Annotated in this window: 16 protein-coding genes; 10 read left to right on the top strand and 6 right to left on the bottom strand. The window is 61.5% G+C overall.

What is annotated here, in order from left to right:
* Positions 1-14: 14 nt before the first annotated feature.
* The 4 genes from SBA_RS10015 to SBA_RS10000 all read left to right on the top strand — a co-directional run bounded on the left by SBA_RS10015 (position 15) and on the right by SBA_RS10000 (position 5,457).
* The gene (locus SBA_RS10015; RefSeq protein WP_261934308.1) at positions 15-1,556 is read left to right on the top strand and encodes an SDR family NAD(P)-dependent oxidoreductase; all 1,542 of its coding nucleotides are present in this window, start codon (positions 15-17) and stop codon (positions 1,554-1,556) included.
* Positions 1,557-1,564: 8 nt separating this feature from the next.
* Complete coding sequence (locus tag SBA_RS10010; RefSeq protein ID WP_261934307.1) at positions 1,565-3,184, top strand: GMC family oxidoreductase; 1,620 nt, start codon at positions 1,565-1,567, stop codon at positions 3,182-3,184.
* A 27-nt stretch (positions 3,185-3,211) separates the two neighbouring features.
* Positions 3,212-4,000, top strand: coding sequence for an SDR family NAD(P)-dependent oxidoreductase (locus SBA_RS10005; RefSeq protein WP_261934306.1), 789 nt, complete (start codon positions 3,212-3,214; stop codon positions 3,998-4,000).
* An 86-nt stretch (positions 4,001-4,086) separates the two neighbouring features.
* Complete coding sequence (locus tag SBA_RS10000) at positions 4,087-5,457, top strand: MFS transporter (RefSeq protein ID WP_261934305.1); 1,371 nt, start codon at positions 4,087-4,089, stop codon at positions 5,455-5,457.
* Positions 5,458-5,502: 45 nt separating this feature from the next.
* Here the strand turns inward: SBA_RS10000 and SBA_RS09995 are convergent, their stop codons facing one another.
* Positions 5,503-6,459, bottom strand: a complete 957-nt coding sequence (locus SBA_RS09995) for a LysR family transcriptional regulator (RefSeq protein WP_261934304.1) — start codon at positions 6,457-6,459, stop codon at positions 5,503-5,505.
* Between the two features lie 207 nt (positions 6,460-6,666).
* On the opposite strand from SBA_RS09995, the gene purU reads away from it, so the two are divergent.
* Genes purU through SBA_RS09975 form a run of 4 tightly spaced genes read left to right on the top strand, consistent with a single transcriptional unit; the run spans position 6,667 to position 10,207 of the window.
* Entirely contained in the window at positions 6,667-7,536 is an 870-nt protein-coding gene (gene purU, locus SBA_RS09990; RefSeq protein ID WP_261934303.1) for a formyltetrahydrofolate deformylase, read from the top strand.
* 22 nt (positions 7,537-7,558) lie between these two features.
* Positions 7,559-8,833 carry a hypothetical protein gene (locus tag SBA_RS09985; protein WP_261934302.1) on the top strand — a complete coding sequence of 425 codons (1,275 nt, stop codon included), beginning with the start codon at positions 7,559-7,561 and terminating at the stop codon, positions 8,831-8,833.
* A gap of 21 nt (positions 8,834-8,854) precedes the next feature.
* Positions 8,855-9,727: a bifunctional methylenetetrahydrofolate dehydrogenase/methenyltetrahydrofolate cyclohydrolase FolD gene (gene folD, locus SBA_RS09980; protein ID WP_261934301.1), complete on the top strand. Its 873-nt coding sequence runs from the start codon at positions 8,855-8,857 to the stop codon at positions 9,725-9,727.
* Between the two features lie 3 nt (positions 9,728-9,730).
* On the top strand, positions 9,731-10,207 hold the full coding sequence (locus SBA_RS09975; protein ID WP_261934300.1) for a hypothetical protein: 477 nt from the start codon (positions 9,731-9,733) through the stop codon (positions 10,205-10,207).
* An 87-nt stretch (positions 10,208-10,294) separates the two neighbouring features.
* Here SBA_RS09975 and istB read toward each other — a convergent pair whose 3' ends face one another.
* The 5 genes from istB to SBA_RS09950 form a co-directional block, all read right to left on the bottom strand.
* Entirely contained in the window at positions 10,295-11,059 is a 765-nt protein-coding gene (istB, locus tag SBA_RS09970) for an IS21-like element helper ATPase IstB (protein WP_006956108.1), read from the bottom strand.
* A gap of 15 nt (positions 11,060-11,074) precedes the next feature.
* A complete protein-coding gene (gene istA, locus SBA_RS09965; RefSeq protein WP_007200412.1) occupies positions 11,075-12,613 on the bottom strand; it encodes an IS21 family transposase in 1,539 nt (512 codons plus the stop codon).
* Positions 12,614-12,768: 155 nt separating this feature from the next.
* Entirely contained in the window at positions 12,769-13,527 is a 759-nt protein-coding gene (locus SBA_RS09960) for an ImmA/IrrE family metallo-endopeptidase (protein WP_261934299.1), read from the bottom strand.
* Positions 13,517-13,951: a hypothetical protein gene (locus tag SBA_RS09955; protein ID WP_261934298.1), complete on the bottom strand. Its 435-nt coding sequence runs from the start codon at positions 13,949-13,951 to the stop codon at positions 13,517-13,519. Before SBA_RS09955 ends, SBA_RS09960 begins: the two co-directional genes overlap by 11 nt.
* The gene (locus SBA_RS09950; protein ID WP_261934297.1) at positions 13,948-14,724 is read right to left on the bottom strand and encodes an RNA polymerase sigma factor; all 777 of its coding nucleotides are present in this window, start codon (positions 14,722-14,724) and stop codon (positions 13,948-13,950) included. The genes SBA_RS09955 and SBA_RS09950 overlap by 4 nt, the downstream gene beginning before the upstream one ends.
* On the opposite strand from SBA_RS09950, the gene SBA_RS09945 reads away from it, so the two are divergent.
* A complete protein-coding gene (locus tag SBA_RS09945) occupies positions 14,707-14,928 on the top strand; it encodes a DUF2188 domain-containing protein (protein ID WP_261934296.1) in 222 nt (73 codons plus the stop codon). The two genes, SBA_RS09950 and SBA_RS09945, sit on opposite strands and share 18 nt — an antisense overlap.
* A 58-nt stretch (positions 14,929-14,986) precedes the next feature.
* Complete coding sequence (locus tag SBA_RS09940) at positions 14,987-15,199, top strand: hypothetical protein (RefSeq protein ID WP_147220240.1); 213 nt, start codon at positions 14,987-14,989, stop codon at positions 15,197-15,199.
* The last annotated feature ends 489 nt before the right edge of the window (positions 15,200-15,688 follow it).

Here is a 15,688-nt window from a genome sequence, read left to right as displayed (position 1 = left end):
TTTCTAATATCGGAATGAAAGGCCTTGGGAAAGCGAATATGAGTAGTGATCGCCCCTCCCCCCTCCGCTACGCCATCATCGGTACGTGGGCCTTCGAGGATGCCAAAGCGACCGCCGAGGCGTTGCGCGAGAGTGCCAGCCGTCTTGGCCGGCATTGCGCGATCCGTTTCCTGATGAGCGATGCCGAAACCTCTGCGATGCTCAGCCGGGTAATGCCCTGCGACAGCGCGACCATATCGCCCGAAATTCTCACCGCCGAGGCCTTGGCTAGCGCGCTGGATGCCGAACCGCTCGACGGTGTGGTTCTGTGGTTCGAGAATTATGCCCCAGGGCTGCTGAAAGACATGTCATCGGCAGACTGGGATGCGGGGCTTAACTGGAATGCGCGCGCGACATGGAAGACCGCGCAAGAGTGCATTCCCAGGCTGGAAGCTTTGAAGGGGGGCCTGGTGGCCGTCAGTTCCCGCGCTGCGCGAGAAAGCCTGCCGGGGGGCGGATCGTTCGGGATCGCCAAGACGCTGGAATATAATCTCGTGCGCAGTCTCGCTGCCGAAGCAGCCGTCAAGGGCGTCCGCGCAAACCTGCTGTCCCTTTCGCCCACAGCTTTCGGGCAGGAGCCCGCAGACGAGATCGCCAATGTCATCGCGTTTCTGATGAGCCCCGCTGCCGCGGGCATGAATGGCGCGACAGTTGCGCTGGATGGCCGTTCCGTCAACGCGGGTCCCACGGCCACGTTGTTCGCGGCCATCGGTCAATCCGCGCCTGAACCCGCGCCGCCTCCGGCGCTGGGGCAGAGGCTGCGCGCCATCGTGACCGGTGGCGCCGGCTGCATCGGCAAGGCGTCCGTGCTTGCGCTGGCACGCCTTGCGAAAGAACAGGGGCAAGAGGGTCTGGACGTGCTGGTGGCCGATATCGATCCGGCTCGCCTTGCCGAAGCGGCACGCGCCCTCTCCGCGGAGGGCATCTATGCACATTCCCTCGTCGCCGACCTGGGCGATCCCGACATCGGTCCTATGCTTGTCAAACAAGCGGTCGCCCATTTCGGGGGACTGGACGTGCTGTTCAGCAACGCGGGCTACGGCATTACAGATGCCGCGCTCGAAGCGCCGGACGCGCAATGGGCGAAGATCGTGGAGATCAACCTGAGCGCGACCTGGCGGATGGCCATTGCGGCTTTTCCGCATCTGCGCGCCTCGGGCGGTGCGCTGGTCGCGACGTCCTCCATCGCCAGCTTTCTCGCCAACGCGCGCGCGCCGATGTACAGCGCCACCAAAGCCGCGCTCAACAGGTTGGTCGCCCAGATCTCGCTGGAATGGGGGATGTACGGGGTCCGGGCAAATCTGGTGTCGCCGGGATCGATCGACACACCGATGAACCAGCTCTCCAGCTTGCCTGCGGAAGACCGCGACAGGATCGCGCGCGGATTTCCAACGCCGCGGCTGGGCCGTCCCGAAGAAGTGGCTGAAGCAGTCGCCTTTCTCGCCAGTCGCAAAGCCAGCTACATCTCCGGCCAGAATCTCGTCGTTGACGGCGGGCTTCTTCAGGCAATCCGGTAGGTCAGAACATGACAACAGACAATTTCGATTTCATCATCATCGGCGCAGGCTCGGCGGGCGGCGTTCTCGCCAACCGGCTTTCGGAAGATCCACGTAACAGGGTGCTGGTCCTGGAAGCCGGCAGCGCTCCCAAAGGCATGTCCTTCGACATGCCCGTCGCATGGCTCGGCACTGCCTTCACTCCCGGTAACACATGGGGGCATCTCACCGAGCCGGAACCCTATGCGAACAATCGCCGGATCGATGTCATGCACGGCCGAAAGCTTGGCGGCGGCTCTTCGATCAATGGCATGATGTATATCCGGGGCCATCGCTACGATTATGACAGCTGGCAGATTCCAGGCTGGAGCTATGCGGACGTCCTGCCCTATTTTTGCAAATGCGAAAGCAATTGGCGAGGCGCTTCACCCTATCATGGCGATCGCGGCCCAATCGGTGTCAGCGCGATTCCGAAAAAGCCCTCCCTCTATCCCCATTTCGTCCGGGGAGCGCAGGAACTCGGCTACGATCAGACGGACGATTTCAACGGCCCGCGACAGGAGGGGTTCAGCCTACCCGATTTCGCCATACGCGATGGCCGCCGCTCCGGATCGGCGCGCGAATATATCGAGCCGGCACGGGGACGAAGCAATCTGACGATACAAGCCGATGCCCAGGTGACGCGGATCGTCATTCGCGATGGCAGGGCGGTCGGGGTCGAATATCGGCTGGGACATGAACCGCGCACGGCAATATCGGCGCGCGAAATTATCCTCTCGGCAGGCGCGCTGAACTCGCCTCACCTGCTGCTCCTTTCGGGCATCGGTCCGGCGGAGGGATTGCGGACGGCCGGGATCGAAGTCGTGCACGACCTTCCGGGCGTCGGACAGAATCTTCAGGAACATCCGATTTTCCTGCAGACCTATCATGCTAGCCGCCCGGTGACATTCGAGAACGAATTGCGAATCGACCGGCTGATGGTGCAGACGCTGCGCTGGAAATTGCTGCGAACTGGTCCGATGGCCGGAATGCCGCTTGCCGTACAGGGTTTTATCAAGTCGCGATCGGACCTCCCTGCTCCCGATCTGCAGATGCAGGTGACCGAAGCCTCGTTCGAAGCGCGCCCCTGGTTCCCTATGGTCAAGCCGGGTGCAGGCCATCAGTTTACCGCCGGATCGCTCATTCTGCGTCCCGAAAGCCGTGGATCGGTGACGGTGAGCGACGCCGATCCGATAGCCGCCCCAAGGATCGCCTTGAACCTGCTGTCGACCGAGCTGGATCGAGCCCTGGCGCGCACGGCTGTCCGTCTGACGCGCTCCTTGTTCGAAACCTCTGCGATGCGGGCAATTGCAGGTGACGAGATCATGCCGGGCGTCTCCGTGCAGAGCGACGCCGAACTCGACGCCTATATCGCCTCGATTGTCAGTTGCGGACAGCATCAGACGAGCAGCTGCGCGATGGGCCACGGCGAGATGGCCGTCGTCGATCCGGAGCTTCGGGTACGGGGCATTGCGGGGCTGCGCGTCGCGGACTGTTCCGTCATTCCCTCGGCGATCGGTGGCAACACCAATGCGCCGGCGCTGATGATCGGCGAGAAGGCGGCCGACCTTGTTCTGGGCCGGTCCCCGCTTGCGCGGCACGAGGTATGAAATTGTTTTTCCGGGGTTGAATGGCTCATGATCAGGAATTTTGAAGGCAAGGTCGCACTCATCACCGGCGGCGCAGGCGGGATCGGCGGCGCGACGGCTCAGATGCTGGCTGAAGCCGGCGCACGTCTTGCTCTGGTGGACAACAGCCCGGAACGACTGGACCAGTGCCGGGACAGCTATCCTGAAACACTTCCGCTGTTGGCAGACGTTACCGATCTTGCGGCGATGGATGAAGCCTGCGCCGCGATCGAGACGAAATTCGGTCGGCTGGACATGGTCATCAATGTCGCGGGGGGAGGCCTCCCGCGATCGATCGACACAATGACCGCCGAAGACTGGCAACGCACCATCGCCCTCAATCTGACCGGCCCGTTTAACGTGATCAAGGCTACCACACCAGCTTTGCGCCGGACAGGCGGCGGATCGATCGTCATCGTCGCATCCCTCGCCGCGCTGGGTATCTCCCTTAACAGCGGTGTCAGCTACACCGCAGCCAAGGCTGGCCTGCTGGGACTCACGCGGCACTGCGCCTATGAACTCGCGTCTGACGGCATCCGGGTCAACGCGGTGCTGCCCGGCGCAATCTTGACCGACCAGATGAAGAACAAGATCAGCCGCGACGCCTATGAATCGATTCCGATGAAATCGGCGATGCAGCGATGGATCAGTCCGGAGGAAATCGCCGGCCCCATTCTGTTTTTCTGCTCAGATGCCTCCTCCGCCTGCACCGGCACCCATTTGCTGGTGGACGCCGGCTGGATGATCAACGGGCCGGAAGATCGTGAAGCCTATTTCGCACAGAGGCGGCCTCGATAACATTCGTTACGAAATGTCCTATCTAACCCAAGACCGCAATCAGATCGTCGATACCCAAGGTTGAACGTTTAGGGAAAGGGACAATCATGCATAGTTCAGCCAGCGCAGGATCGCCCCTGCTGATCGATCAGGGCAGGATCGGGACACGATTTTATGTCGTTTTCGTCTCGCTCAGCCTTTCGCTCGCGTTCGAACTGTTCGATTTCTTCATCGTCGGATTTCTCGTGTCCGCCATCGCGCCTGCGTGGCAACTCAGTTTCGGTCAGTCGGCGGCGCTTCTGCTGACCGCGAGCGTCGGAGCGATGGTGGGTGCGGCGGCTGGCGGTGTGCTGGCTGACCGGTTCGGTCGGAAGCGGATCCTGCTGATCGGGGCCAGCCTCTATCCCATCGCGGCTGCAGCGATCGGGCTGGTGGCCGATGGCGACTGGGTCAGTTTCGCACTGCTGCGTTTCTTCGTCGGACTTGCCTATGGCTTCGGCGGCGTCGCGCAATTTGCCTTGATCGTCGAACTCACGCCGACGCGCCTGCGTACCGTGCTGACCAGTGCTAGCATGGTGCCGATCGGCATCGGCTTCGTGCTGGCACCTTTGTCGATGACCCTGCTGTTCGAACCGCTCGGTTGGCGTGGGCTGGCCTTTCTCTGCCTGGCACCGCTTTTGTTCGTTCCCGCTTTCTGGCTGCTAATCCCGGAATCACCCAGTTGGCTGTCGTCCAAGGGGCGCACGCGCGATGCCGTGCGCGCCGCAGCGAGCCTGTTCAGCCTGTCCCCCGACCATTTCACGGCGCCTGCACCAGCCGTTGCGCCGACGGATGGCGAAGCCAAGCCGCTCCGCCTGCTCGATTTCCCACGGCAATTTGCCTTCTGCCTTCTCTCATTCGGATTTCACTCCGCGGCTGTTGCGGGCATATTGCTGTGGGGTCCGCTCGTGGTCGCCATGCTGCTCGGTCTCTCGCCGCAGAAGGCCGCCGGCTACTTTGTCCTCGTCAGCGTCAGCGGCCTGGCAGGGCGTTTCCTGTTTACCTATCTATCCCAGCGGTTGGGCCGGCTCACGACGGGGCAGATAGCAGGCTACAGCGCTGCCGTGCTGATCGCAATCGCGGCGCTGTTCCCCCAGTCAGAGCTTTTCGGCATCAAACTGTTCGTCATCTGCCTCATTCTGGCGGCGCTTTTCTTCGATGGCGCCTTCGCCAATCTGCAGCCACACCCGGCTGAGATTTTCCCGGTGACGGTCGCCGGCCGCGGCGTAGCCGTTTCCCACGTGGCGAGCGGGCTTGGGAAGGTGTGCGGTCCGATGGTGCTGGCGGTCCTTGCAGGGACAAGCAATGTCGTAAAGCCGGCCGCTACCGCTGCGGCAACGACCCCAGGCTTCCTGATCATGGCCGGATTTTTCGCTATCGGCGCCGCCGCGTTCACATTCCTGGGCACGGAGACCCACAAAAAGCCGGTCGTCGTTTAACCCTTACATGCCGAAGGCAACATCGACCAGGTCCCCCTCCTTCTATCAGGCGTGATCGGAAGAGGAATAGCCTTCGGAAAACGCCAGAGCCGGGTCCTTGCCGATCAGAAGGTCCGCAAGCAGCCGATGGAGCCATATCACCATCGGGTCGTCGTTGAGGCGTCGATGCCAGAATTGACGCAGCTGGATCAACGGGCTCTCGATGGGCGTAGGACAGACCCGGATCCCGGCATGCTGATACCACACGCCCAGCGACATCGGGACGGTCGCGATCATGTCGCTGCTCGCGACGAGCTGCGGCACGCTCATGAAATGCGGTAGATGCAGCCGGACCCTGCGCTTCAACCCCAGTTCGCGAAGACGCCTTTCGAACAATTCCTGGCTGCGTCCCTGCTCATTGATCACGATATGATCGGCCGCGAGAAACTGTTCCAGCGACAGCGCCCCGGTGATGGTCGCATGATGCGCGCTGACGAGGCAGGCGAACATATGGTCGAACAGCGCCTGGGTCATGATGTTGGGCCCGGTAAGGTCTGGAAAATAGCCGATCGCCACATCGACCTCATTCTGCTCCAACGCCTTTTCAAGCGCATCGTGCGGCACCGGGACGACCTGCACGGTCATAGATGGCGCGACCTTTCGAAGCGCGTCGAGCAGCGGGGGAACGAAGATCATGACCCCCACGTCGGACGTCGTGATGCGGATCACCCGGTCACTCGTCGCGGGGTCGAACTGCGTTCGACGCACGACATCCCTGCGCAGGATATCGAGGCTCTGGCGGACCGGACCAGCAATCTTTTCGGCGAATGGGGTCGGTTTCATGCCTCGTCCCGTCCTTACGAACAGCTGGTCGCCGAAAAACGCCCTCAACTTCTGAAGGCTGGTGCTGGCGGTCGGCTGGCTTATCCGCAACCGCCTGGCGGATGCCGACAGGTTCATGTCCTCCTGAAGCGCATCGAACAGCAGCAGCAAGTTCAGATCAAGTCGTACGATATCATCCATGCCAATAATATCTATCATAAATTTTTAGATACTCAATATCGTGAAGATCGCTACGACGGGCGAACATCGATAAGGCCACGGCAAGCGCAGGAGGATGAGGATGTCGCCACACGGCGAAAAATCACTGCATCATCGACCGGTGCAGCCCGCGTCTTTCAACGGATCGGAAACGCGACACCCCTTGGCTGTCGAGCAGACGGAAAAGATATGACTTCGAATCTGGCCACTCCTCGCTATGTCCTGACGCTCGCCTGCCGCGATGTCCCAGGCATCGTCGCAAGCGTCGCGACCAACCTGTTCGAGGGCGGCGCGAATATCCTTGAAGCGCGGCAGTTTGACGATCTGGAAAGCGGTCGTTTCTTCATGCGGGTCGAATTCACCGCCGACGCCGAAGCCGGGACGCGCCTATCCTATCATTTCAGCCCCGTCGCCGAAAAGTTCGGCATGGAATGGTCGCTTCGCGATCTGTCGCGCAGGAAGCGCGTGCTGCTCATGGTGTCGAAGTTCGATCACTGTCTGGGCGATCTACTCTATCGCTATCGCCTAGGCGAGCTGCCGATGGACATCGTCGGCATCGTGTCGAACCATCCCCGCAATGTCCTGTCCGTCAGCAATGTCGGCGACATCCCCTATCATCACCTGCCGATCACCAAGGACACCAAGCCCCAGCAGGAGGCGCAGATCAAGGCGATCGTGGACGAAACCGGTGCCGACCTGATCATACTCGCACGCTACATGCAGATCCTGTCGGACGATCTCGCCAGCTTTCTTTCGGGCCGCTGCATCAACATCCATCACAGCTTCCTGCCCGGCTTCAAGGGCGCCAAGCCCTATCACCAAGCGCATGCGCGCGGCGTCAAGCTGATCGGCGCCACCGCCCATTTCGTGACGGGGGATTTGGACGAAGGTCCGATCATCGAACAGGACGTCGAACGGGTCAGCCATGATGACACGCCGGACGATCTGGTCCGCAAGGGCCGCGATATCGAGCGCCGCGTCCTGTCCCGCGCGGTCCTGCTGTTCCTGGAGGACCGCGCCATCATCAACGGCCACCGCACCGTCGTGTTCGCCGGCTGACCCCTTTCCACGGAGAGCGACCATGATTCCCACCGATATGCGCAAGACCCCCGAAGGCTATTTCACCACGCGCTGGGGCCTTGCCGAATATACCGACTGGATCGACGAGAGCATGTCCTGGAAGGACAATTGCTATATCGGCGACTGGTCCTTCCTGTGGCAGCGCCGCTACAAGGGGCCGGACGTCCTCAAGCTGTTTTCGGACTTTTCGGTGAACAGCTTCGCCAAGTTCGACATCGACCAGTCCAAGCATGTCACGCACACCACGCGCCATGGCAAGGTCATCGCCGAAGGGATACTGACGCGCCTTTCCGAGGATGAAGTGCGCTTGTTCGGTCGCGGCACCTTCTGGATCGACTATCAGCTCAAGAGGGGCGCCTATCAGGTCGAATCCATCCCGGAGGAAGGCTATAACTTCCAAGTCGCCGGCCCAAAGGCCGCCGCCGTCATGGAAAAGCTGGTCGGCGACTCCATCCGCGACATCAAGTTCATGCGCAATGGCGACTGCGTCATTGCCGGCCGCCCGGTGGTCGCGCTGCGTCAGGGCATGTCCGGCGAGCCGGGCTGGGAACTTCAGGGGCCTGCCGAAGATGCGCAGGCGGTCTATGACGCCGTGGTAGAGGCCGGCGCCGAATTCGGCATCCGCAAGCTTGGCGGACGCGCCGCGTTCATCAACCACCTCGAAGCCTGCTTCCCCACCATCGTCACGGACTATCTGCCCGCCATCTTCGACGAGGAGCTCAAGGACTATCTGGCCGAATTCAAGGCGGGCCTCCCTGCCTTCGCCTCGACGTTCAACATCGCCGGCAGCTTCGAGTCCGACAATGTCGCGGACTGGTATCGCAGCCCGGTCGAACTGGGATGGGGCAAGAATATCAAGTTCGATCATGATTTTCTGGGGCGCGAGGCGCTGGAGGCCGAAGTCGCCCAGCCGCGCCGTGTCATCCGCACCCTGGTCTGGAATGCCGACGATGTGGTCGACGTCTACGCCTCGCTTTTCCGATCGGGTGAGCCCTATCATTTCATAGAAATGCCCCGCGACCAGCGCGGGTTCATGTATGCCGACAGCGTCCGGATCGGCGACGAAAGCGTCGGCGTTTCGACCTCGCGGGGCTATAGCTATTATTTCCGTCAGATGCTCTCGCTCTGTGTGATTGACGTCGCGCACGCCGAAATCGGCACCGAAGTGACCGTGATCTGGGGCGAACCGGGCCATCCCCAGAAGGCGGTCAGGGCGACCGTGGCGGCCGCGCCCTACAAGACCGACAATCGTCGCGTCGATATGCACAAGGTCTGATGCGGTAAGGGTGGTGCGGATATGACTGCGAGGATCATCGATGGCCGCGCAATTGCGGCCGTCATACGGGCTGAATGCGCCGACCGCACCAGACGGTTTGAGGAGAGGACGGGCATCAGGCCCGGCCTGGCGGTGATTCTTGTCGGACATGATCCGGCATCGGCGGTCTACGTCCGCAATAAAGTCCGCGCCTGCGAGGCGGCAGGCATCCATTCGTTCACGCATCGCCTTCACGAGAAGGTCGAGAATGAAGAGCTGTTGAACCTTATCACCAGGTTGAACGCCGACCCGTCGGTTCATGGCATCCTGGTCCAGCTCCCGCTGCCTGCCCATATCGACATGGCGCGGATTCTGGAGACCATTGCCCCCTCAAAAGACGTCGATGGGTTTCACCTCTACAATGTGGGCGCCCTCGTCACGGGAAACACCGTGTTTTCCCCCTGTACCCCCTATGGCGTCGTAAAGCTGCTCGAGCATGAGGGCATCCCGGTGGAGGGCCAGAATGTCGTGGTCGTCGGTGCCAGCAATATCGTGGGCAAGCCGATGGCCTTGATGCTGATGGCACGCGACGCGACAGTCGCCATCTGCCACGCCAAGGCGCGCGATCTCGCGCAGTTCACGATTGGTGCCGACATATTGGTGGTAGCGGCTGGTGTCCCTGGTTTGATTACCGCGCCGATGGTCAAGAAGGGAGCGGTGGTCATCGATGTCGGCATCAACCGGCTGGAAGACGGAAAGATCGTCGGCGATGTCGATTTCGCCGGCGTGTCCCGGCGGGCTTCGCACATCACCCCCGTGCCGGGCGGCGTGGGACCGATGACCGTTACCATGCTCCTGGTGAATACGATCGAATCCGCCGAGCGCTTTTATGCGGCGCAACGGACCGCCTCATGAGTAATGGCTTTGCCGATCCTGTCAGACCCGCTCTATGATCAGGCCGATGCTCTACTCCACGCACAGATGCTGCCGATACGACCCATGCCGGAGGTTCGGCGCGCGACTGTCGATCCCCAACTGCAGACGGGCCGTTTTTCCGGCAGCTGTCGCCCCTTGCCGGACGTTCAGCGTCTGATTTTCGATCCCCAGCAGCAGACGTTCCGCTTTTCCGCCAGCTGTCGATCAGAATACGCCGTTCCAGTCCGCGCTGGGTATGTCGGCTCACGCCGAAAGCTGTCGGTTGGGCGGCGCGACAACGGTTGGTCGCAATGCGGCTATTCGCCGCCATTCATGGCTCACGATGCACTGCCGGAAGACGTGTGGGGAGTCGCCTGCCCCGAAAGGCAGCAGAGGTTCGGCAACTGCCGAGACTATCTGTTTCCTTGGGTCAGCATCTTCGGATCGGTGAGTGCGCATTTCGCGGAAGTTGGGCAGTGATTTCGCGCGATCTCGGGCACGCGTTTCACGGCATCGCGGGCAGCCATTTCGCGCCCTCGGGCAGGCTGGCCAACGGGTGTTATTGAGTCAGGGCTGAAGGCTTTGGTCAAGCAATTTCATGGTGCTCATCTTTTTTCGCATGCTGTCGCCGCTCAGGGTTAGGCGGTGAGCGTTGTGGACCAGGCGGTCGAGGATCGCATCTGCCAGGGTGGGATCGCCGATAACCTCGAACCATTGATCCACCGGAAGCTGACTGGTGACGATGGTGGAGCCCCGACCTTGTCGATCGTCGAGGATTTCCAGCAGATCGCGTCGCTCTGTTGCCGTCAGGACTGAGAGCCCCCAATCATCAAGGATGAGCAGTTCCGTACGTTCGATGGCTTTGAGAACGCGGGCATGTCGTCCGTCGCCTTTGGCTATGGCCAACATCTGGAACAGGCGGGGCACGCGATGATAGACAACCCGGCGACCATCACGGCAAGCTTTGTTGCCCAGTGCGCAGGCGATCCAGCTTTTGCCCAACCCTGTTGGCCCTGTGATCAGCAAATTTTCGTGCCGGTTGATCCAGCTGCCATCGATCAGATGCGCCATCACCGCGACATCAATGCCGCGAGGGCTGCGCATGTCGATATCTTCAACACAGGCCGCGTGGCGCAGGGCGGCAAAACGTAACCGCGTAGCCAGCTTCTTGGCGTCACGCTCTGCAGCTTCGCGATCGACGAGCAATCCCAGCCTTTCTTCAAAGCTGAGGCTTTCAAACGTCGCGCCAACGCGCCGCTGTTCATGAAGTGCCTTTGCCATACCGGAAAGCCCGATAGCCTCCAGACGGTCGCAAGTGGGATGGGACAGCAACAGTAATCTCCTCTGTCAGTGGTAATAGTTCTGGCCGCGGATGTTGCGGTGTTGCAGCGGCAGCTCTTCGGGGTCTGGTTCCAGGAAAGCCTGATCAAGACCGGTCTTCAGGATCGAGCGGATGGATGCGACCGATCGGGCCTTGATGGCGACGGCCCGGCGGCATGCGGCATCGATCCGCCGGGGCTCGAAGCTTTTGGCCAACGACAGCACGCCCAGGCAGGTTCGGAAGCCTTGTTCGGGGTGCGGCCTGTCCTGCATTACGATATCGCAAAACGCAGCCACGGAGGGCCCCAGCTTTGCGGCGCTGTTCAGAATGCGCGTCGCGGACCATTCGGCATAGCGGCGGTGCGCCGACGGCATATGCTCGGCCGCCGTGACATGACTACGCCGTCCGGGATCGCGCAGATGGCTAGCGACGCGTTTGCCACGATGGAAGATTTCTACCGTGGCATGAGTAACCCGCGCGTCCACGTCCTGCCGGATCAAGTTGAACGGCACAGAATACCAGCAGCGATCTACCTCGATGTGATAATCGGGGGCGACACGGGCCCGTTTCCAGCGCGCAAAGACATAGGGATCGGCGGGCAGCGGCTGCAAGTTCGGACGATCCAATGTGGCGAACAAATCAGCGCGACTGGCGCCATAGTCACGCATGACGCGCATGTTCAATTCGTCGAGCAATGGCCGGATGGCAGTGTTCAGCTCGGCTAGTGAGAAGAACCTGCGATTGCGCAACCTTGCCAGGATCCAGCGCTGGGCGACTTGCACGGCTACCTCGACTTTGGCCTTGTCTTTTGGCTTTCGCACGCGCGCCGGCAGGATTGCTGTGCCGTAGTACCCGGCCATTTCAGCATAGGTCCGGTTCAAGCCGGGATCATAGCGGTCCGGCTTAATCACAGCCGATTTCAGGTTGTCGGGTACGACCACCTTCGGCACACCGCCCAGATAGGCAAACATCCCCACATGGGCCGCAATCCAATCCTCCAGCCCTTCGCTGGCAACAGCCAAGGCGTAGGTATAGCTTGAGGCCCCCATCGCTGCGACGAACAGCTTGGCCGCTTTCACCTCACCGGTTGCCGGGTCAACGATCTCGATCGTGTCGCCGGAGAAGTCGACAAACACCTTTTCGCCGCCCACATGCGTTTGCCGCATGCTCGGCCGTACACGGCCTTTCCACGCGTCAAAGTGGGTGCAAAACCATGTGTAGCCAAATCCGTGGGGGTGCTGTGCCCGGTATTCCTGCCACAGCAACATGCGCGTGACCCCGCGCTTGCGCAGTTCCTGATCAATTACGGCCCAATCCGGAACTGGCCGGTCTGGATCGGCCACGTCTGAAGCGTTCGGGAATAGCAGCAGCTCAAGGCTGTCATCATCCAGCCCCTCCGGCAGGGGCCAGCCCAGTCCAGCATCCCGGGCGCGCCGCAGGTACGTGCCCACACTCCCTTTCCCAAGCCCAAGCGAGGACGCAATCGCCCGCTCACTCAGCCCTTGGGCAAACTTCAATCGCAAAACGTCGCGAATACGGCGCATGGTCAAACGTCCTGTCGGCATTCCAATCCTCCTGTGTTTCAGGAGGCGGAGTAACTGCAGTTCGTTGGTCATGCCTGCCCGCGATCGCGCGAAATCAGTGCCCGCGATCGTGTGAAATAGGTGCCCGGCTTCCCGTGAAATCGCTGCCCGCGATCAGATGAAATCAGTGCCCGCGATCACGCGAAACGCGCATCGGTGAGCGTGAGGAGCGTGAGCATCGTGCCTCCATGTGCTTTCAGCGACTGCTCGGTGATGCGATACCGGCTGGCATCGCGCCGATCGAACCAGAGATTGGCGGCGACGCTTTGGGTTCTTGTGCGTTCGACGGTTCCGAAGAGTACCGGGAAGGAAGGCGAGGATGGATCGAGGTCCTCCCGCGGGAACCAGTCGTTGGGGGCGCTGGCGGCGCGCTTGAACCACCGGCGGCCTGAGGGTCCATGACAAATGAGGACGACCGGCCATTCCCCAATGTCGACGCAGCGAAGGGCGGTAGCGAGCCTGCTCGTCGAATAGGTGGTGGCGAGCTCGTCGACGTTCTCGAAATCCGGTCGCTTCAGTTGGGCAACTGATGGGACGAAGAGGTAGCGTGGCATGAGTAGGTCGGCTGCAAAGCGGTCGGCCTGCTTCTCGAGCTGGCTGGCGGCTCCGGGATTGCCGATGTCGCTCGAGCGGCAGATGGAGGAGCGGCCGCGATGGTGGATCCAGTGGCCTAGCTCATGGCCGATCGAGAAGCGACGGCGGCGGGGGTCGCCGGAATTTCGGACTGTGATGATCGCCTGGTCCTGAAAACCAATTATGCGTGCTTCGCAGCTTGGCAGCTCCGCTTCACGAACCTTGGCTCCCATGGACCAGGCAATTGCTTCGAGGTCGATCTCGTCTGGACTGGTGATGCCCAGAGAGCGCAGGAGCGTCTCCGCTGGGGTGTCACCGCTCAATCGGGTTCCCCTCGTCGTCGATTACGCCGAGCTCACGCAGGTCGGCGAGGATGGAGTCCATCTCCTGTTCTGTGATGCCTTCGCCGTTTCGGGCCGCCATGGTGAGGCGGGATTTGAGCTTGGGATCGTCGTTGGCGAAGCGCTCCAGAATGCTGGCGCGCAGGGCGACGGGGACCGGCTGGCGTACGATGCGCGCCGTCCGGTCACGATCCACTGCTGTTCGTGCTGCGACGAGGCGAGCGCGACCGGCGCGCGCGATGCCGGCGGCGATCGCGTTGCGCGCAGACTGCGCTTCTGCTTCCGGATCAGCACCTTCTGCAGCCAGTTCGGCCAACAGTTCGGCGTCGCTGAGCTTCATCAGGTCTTCGACGGTTTCGTCGATCAGTTGGTTAAGCGTGGGATCGTTTTCCTCTGCGCCGCTCACGCAGCCCACCCGTTTGGAAACCTCCGTTCCATCTTTCGGCGAATGCGGGTGCGGGTGCTGTTGTAGGTGGTTTCGGACATTTCGTTCATAGCCATGATTTCCTCCTTCGATAGTTCGTCCAGGTCGGCCATGATGACGAGCAATGCAGGCTCGTCAGCGGCGAACAGATCCTCCAGGGCGGCGATCCTAAGCGCCACGTCTTCGGCGCGTAGGATCAGGGTCTCGGCGTCCGGCACGTTGCTTTTGAGAACGACCAGGGGGCGGCCATCGGTTCCGGTAGCATCGAGAGAGATCTCCTTCCCGGCCTTCCGTGAGGACACCTTGGCATTCCATGCGATGCTCCGCATGGCGCCGATGAGGAAGACCAGGATGGGCAGATCTCTGCGGCATTCGCGTCCACCGGAATAAGCGGAACACACTGCCTCGCTGATAAGATCGTCCACCGTGCAGTCGAGGGCCAGAGCGAACTTGCTACCTGCACGGCGCAGGCGGACGAGGTCGATCTGGGTCAGGCCGTCAAGGGCGGACCTGATTTCTTCGAGGTCGAGCACGTCTGGGATCGCGTCACTCCCTTTGGGTCTGTCTTCCTGCGTAGGCTGACCCGGAAGCGGCTCACGGACAAGGCGGTAAAAATAAATTTCGGTGTCCGTGATGGTTGCCGAGATCAGCCTACCTCCCTGAATGCCAATCAAGGGGTTCGGGAGCGGTGTCGCAAGCTGGCTTACCCGACAGCGCGAGGAAGGAGGAATATCGACATGGGCAAGAACCAGCATGTAGTGCCGCACGCAGGCGGCTGGGCGGTTCGTGGCGCCGGCAATGAGCGGGCGACCTCGGTGCACCCCACCCAGTCCGAAGCGATCGGCGCGGCGCGCGACATCGCGCGCAACCAGCATAGCGAACTGCTGATCCATGGCCGCAATGGCCAGATCCGCGAACGCGACAGCTTCGGTGGGGATCCGTTCCCCCCTCGCGGCTGACGCAAAACCGGGGTCGCGCGACCGCGCGGCCCCAACCTCGACGATTGGAGTGATGAATATGGCCAAGGGCAAGAGTGGCGGTTCCTACCGCAGCGCGATCTCGGGTCGCTACGTGACTGCTGCGCACGGGAAGGCGTCTCCGCGCACGACCGTTCGCGAGGCTGCCGGCGGTGGCAGCACCGGCGGCACCTATCGCAGCGCAATCTCCGGGCGTTTCGTGACTACCGCGCACGGAAAGCGCAGCCCCAACACTACCATCAAGGACAGCTGACGCTTCCGATGTTGATGGTGGTATGAGCGCCCACTGCCCCTTGGCGGTGGGCGTTTTCTGTTTCGGTTCGATCAAAGGCTACGGTAGCTCGGTCCGCTCATACTGATCAGTCGGGTGGTGGATCACGCCGCCCGCTCGCAGATAGCTTTCTCCGTCACTCGTCCAGTCTTCTTCCGGCAAGACCCCCGACATTCCGGTATCAACTTTGAATGGCCGGCTGCGACAGGAGCTGCCGTTGGCAGACATGATCTGGAACGACTACTTCGTCCCAGATTCCACCGCTCCGACTTTTATGACACGTTCAGACGCGAACTTTAAACACCCAGTTGCCGACCGTTCGGTTCTTGATGGCTGCCGTTCAAACCCGGTAGCGCAGGTCTGGCGACGTGAACGTTTGCTTCGGTTCAAATTGCCGATAGCTTCGCGCCGAAGCTACACGACAGCAGAAGGCTCCATATTCGGTCATAGCGCAAAACCGGGTCACGCTGA

The sequence above is a fragment of the Sphingomonas bisphenolicum genome (assembly GCF_024349785.1).
Taxonomy (GTDB): domain Bacteria; phylum Pseudomonadota; class Alphaproteobacteria; order Sphingomonadales; family Sphingomonadaceae; genus Sphingobium; species Sphingobium bisphenolicum.
Note: the sequence above shows the minus strand (reverse complement) of the source record. Positions and strands in the feature narration are given on the sequence as shown.